This window comes from Rhizobacter sp. P1_G5 (assembly GCF_056405435.1).
On sequence record NZ_JBFUCB010000589.1, the window covers coordinates 1 to 3,788 of the forward strand.

Sequence of the window (3,788 nt, forward strand, 5' to 3'; positions counted from 1 at the left end):
CTGCAGCATCGGGTAGGCGCGGCGGCCGATGTCGTCGAAGGAGTCGTCGTCGAGGTAGAGCAGCCGCGCCGGCGCGCCGACCAGCTCGTGCGGCTCGTAGCCGAAGATCCGGTCCAGCGCGCGGTTCTTCCAGAGCGCGACGCGATCCTTCAGCTTCACCATGCCGACGACCTCGTTGTCGAGCATCACGCTCTGCTCCTGGGCCAACCGCGCGATCTCGCGGCGTGCGATCACCTGGCGCCGTTGCTGCACGAACAGCAGCGCGGAGAAGCCGGCGATGGTCGCGATCGCGATCGCGAGCAGTGCCGCCATCTGGCCCGCCTCGCGCCGCCAGCCCGCGAGGAAGTCGCTGGTGCCGAGTCCGACGAACACCCGGAACGACGAGCCGGGAATGCGCTGGTACGCGGTATAGCGCTCGATGCCGTCGAGCGCGGTCGGGGTCAGGTACGAGCCGCGCTCCGGGCCGGTCGCGAGGCGGCGCATCATCTCGGCGGAGACCACCACGGTGCCCAGGTTCTTCTCCTGCGCGCCGTCGATCACCGAGTAGCGCGCGATCAGCTTCAGCCCGCCCGATCGCAGCGACACGGCGCCCGCGCTGCCCAGCCCGATGCGCTTGAACCGGTCGATGAAGTGCTCGCTGGGCAGGCTCGTGTAGACCACGCCGGCAAACGATCCGTCGGCGCGGCGCAGTTGGCGGGCCACGGCGATGCCCCATTTGCGGCTGATGCGGCTCTGCACCGGCTCGGAGACCACCATCCCCTCGTGCGACTTCGCTTCGAGGAAGTAGTCGCGGTCGGCGATGCTGACCGCCGCCGTGCCTGCAGGCAGGCCGAAGCTGACGATGCCGGGTTCATCGGCGATGCGGATCGAATCGACCTGCGGCAGCAGCGAGCGCTGCTCGGCGAGGCTCTGCTCGATCTCGGCACGGCCGTCGGCATGGGTGGCGTCGAGGGCGCGCACGCGCAACGCGACGGTGGCCAGCGCGTTGTCGAGCTGCTTCAGCTCGGCGCCGAGCTCGATGGCCAGGCTGTTCGCGAGGTTCTCGGCCGATTCCCGCGCCCGCGCCTCTTCGGATTCGCGGCCCGCCTGCAAGGCCACGCCGGCGGCCAGCACCAGCACCAGGATCACCACGGCATTGCCCGCCACCAGGGCGAGGGCCAGGCGGCGCAGCGGCAATGCGATGGAGCGGTCGGGAAGCGACGGGTCGGTCATGGGCAATGGGCGGATCCTAAGGCACGCTGCCCGGTTCGCGCACCGCCCTTGCCCGGCCGGACGGCGCCGCTATTTCAGCTGTGCCGTGTAGTCCACCGGCAGCCAGCGGTACCCCGCGCCGGCCCGGCGCAGGTGGCCGAGGCCGGGGAACGGCAGGTGGGGGGCGCCGATCAGCGTGTTCTGCGCGGCTGCCTGCGCGAACACCTGGCGGCGCGTGGCGGCCGCGGCGGGCTCGTCGCTGTCGTACGCGATCGTGACGCGCGGGTCGTCGAGCTGCACGGCACCGACATGGATCAGGTCGCCGATCAGCAGCAGGCGCTGCCCCTGGCTCTCGACGGCATAGACCGTGTGCCCGGCACTGTGCCCGCGTGCCGCGATGGCGCGGATGCCGGGCAGCAGCTCGGTGCCGGCGGCGAACGGCTTCAGCCGGCCGGCTTCGGCGTAGGGATTCAGCGAGGCCATCGCGCCCTGGAAGAAGCCCTTGGCCTGTGCCGGCGCGGCCTCCATCTTCGCGGCCGACAGCCAGTACTGCGCGTCGGCCTCGTCGAGGCGCACCGTGGCGTTCGGGAACGCCACGCCGCCCGGCCCCATCAGGCCGCCGACGTGGTCGGGGTGGGCGTGGGTCAGCAGCACCTCGTCGACCTGCTCGGGCTGGTAGCCGGCGGCCCGCAGGCTTGCGGTCAGCTTGCCGAGCGTGGGCCCGAACAGCGCGCCGGCGCCGGTGTCGACGAGCACCAGCTTGTCGCCGGTGTTGACCAGGAAGCCGGTGACCGAGGTCTCGACGGGGCTCTTCAGGTGCGCGGCAGCGAGCCGCGAGGCCATCGCGCCGGACGGCGGGTGCAGCAGCGTGTCGGCCGGCAGGTCGACGGTGCCGTCGCTCAGTGCAGTGACTTCGAAGGCCCCGAGCATCACGCGGTAGAAGCCGGGTGCCTGGGTCTTGACCATCGGGGCGGCGGCCCGTGTGGCCGAGGGCGTGACGGCAGCGCCGAGTGCGGCGAGCGCGATGGCGGTGGAGGCCAATGCGCCGGCTGCGGCACGCAGGGAGAACAGGGCAGAAGACATGGGAAGCAATCTCTCGTTCAAGGAGGGAGGGAAAGGTCGATCAGGCCGAGGCGGCCAGGCCGAGCGCCGCAATGGCCCGCTCGGCCACCTGGTGGTCCTGCTCGGCGTCGCCGCCGGAAATGCCGATGCCGCCGACCAGCTGCGTGCCGTCGAAGATCGGGYAGCCGCCGCCGACAGCGACGAAGCGCGGCCGGTGCGCGAGCTGGGCCGCCATCGGGCGCTCGAGGATCGCGGTCCACTGGCGGGTCGACACGCCGTAGGAGGTCGCTGTCCAGGCCTTGTCGACCGCGATCGACGCGGTCAGGAAGCGGGCGCCGTCGTCGCGCTCGAAGGCCTTCAGCTCGCCGGTCGCATCGGTCACCGCCACCGTCACGTGGATGCCGAGCGAGCGTGCGGCGGCCTGGGCGTGGGCTATCAGCGTGGCGGCGGCCTCGCGGGTGATCGACGCCAGCGGGCGGGTGTGGATGGAAGAAGTCATGGGCATTGCTCCGTTGAAGGGTGGCCCATGATTCAATCGAAGCCTTCATCACGCAAATCGATTGAAATGATCGGAACTATCAGAGAACGTGATTTCAGGGGCGTCGACCTGAACCTGCTGGTGACGCTGCTGGTGCTGCTGCGCGAGCGCAGCGTGTCGAAGGCGGCAGCGTGCCTTCACCTCGGCCAGCCGGCGGTCAGCGGCGCATTGGCGCGGCTGCGCGAGCTGTTCCACGACGAGCTGCTGGTGCGCGGCAAGGGCGGCATGCAGCCGACGCAGCGCGGGCTCGAGCTGCAGTCGGCGCTGGCGCCGGCGCTGGCCGAGCTGCAGGCCGTCGTCTCCGATGCCCCGGCCTTCGATCCGGCGCGCAGCGACCGCAGCTTGGTGATCGGCATGCCCGACTGGATCGACACCTGGCTGCTGCCCGGCCTGGTCGCGCGGCTGGCGGCAGAGGCGCCGCAGGCGCGCATCGCCGTCGTCGCGACCGACCGCTTCCGGATCGCCGACATGCTGCTGCAGGAGCAACTCGATCTCGCGATCGGCGCCTTCCCCGCCGGGCCGGCCTGGCAGCGCAGCCGGCCGCTCGCGACGGTGCCGTACTGTTGCGTGGCGCGGCCGGGCGTGATCGGCGTGAAAGGCACGCTGACCTTGAAGCAGTTCGCCGTGCTGCCGCACCTGATGGTGACCTACCGCGGCGCGTTCCATGGCACGGTGGACGACGCGCTCGACGCGCTCGGATTGAAGCGCCGCATCGTCTGCACCAGCCCGCGCTTCTCGTCGCTGCCGCGGGTGCTGCAGCAGGTGCCGGCGATCGCCACCGTGCCGCAGGTGCTGGCGCCCGGCTGGCAGCGCGACTTCGGGCTGGTGCGGGCGGCGGTGCCGCTGAAGCTGCCGCCCAGCCCGGTGGCGATCGTCCACCACGCGAGCCGCGACAAGGACCCGGCGCTGCGCTGGCTGTGCAGCCTGATCGAGGCGGTGGTGGCCGAGTAGGGGCTGTTGCCGGGATTTCGCCCCGGCGGGCGAGTCACTTTCATTT

At 71.5% G+C, this 3,788-nt stretch carries 4 protein-coding genes; 1 reads left to right on the plus strand and 3 read right to left on the minus strand.

Annotated elements, in window-relative coordinates; all coding sequences use genetic code 11:
• The 3 genes from AC1D12_RS27520 to AC1D12_RS27530 form a co-directional block, all read right to left on the minus strand.
• Nucleotides 1-1,212 (minus strand): cache domain-containing protein (locus AC1D12_RS27520; RefSeq protein WP_477844226.1); only part of this gene is annotated, 1,212 nt, incomplete at its 3' end.
• Nucleotides 1,213-1,281: 69 nt separating this feature from the next.
• Complete coding sequence (locus AC1D12_RS27525; RefSeq protein WP_477828584.1) at nucleotides 1,282-2,274, minus strand: MBL fold metallo-hydrolase; 993 nt, start codon at nucleotides 2,272-2,274, stop codon at nucleotides 1,282-1,284.
• A gap of 40 nt (nucleotides 2,275-2,314) precedes the next feature.
• Nucleotides 2,315-2,752 (minus strand): GlcG/HbpS family heme-binding protein, encoded by a 438-nt coding sequence (locus AC1D12_RS27530; RefSeq protein WP_477844228.1) that lies wholly within the window; start codon nucleotides 2,750-2,752, stop codon nucleotides 2,315-2,317.
• Between the two features lie 66 nt (nucleotides 2,753-2,818).
• Here AC1D12_RS27530 and AC1D12_RS27535 point away from each other — a divergent pair, with 66 nt between their 5' ends.
• The gene (locus tag AC1D12_RS27535) at nucleotides 2,819-3,742 is read left to right on the plus strand and encodes a LysR substrate-binding domain-containing protein (protein WP_477844229.1); all 924 of its coding nucleotides are present in this window, start codon (nucleotides 2,819-2,821) and stop codon (nucleotides 3,740-3,742) included.
• The last annotated feature ends 46 nt before the right edge of the window (nucleotides 3,743-3,788 follow it).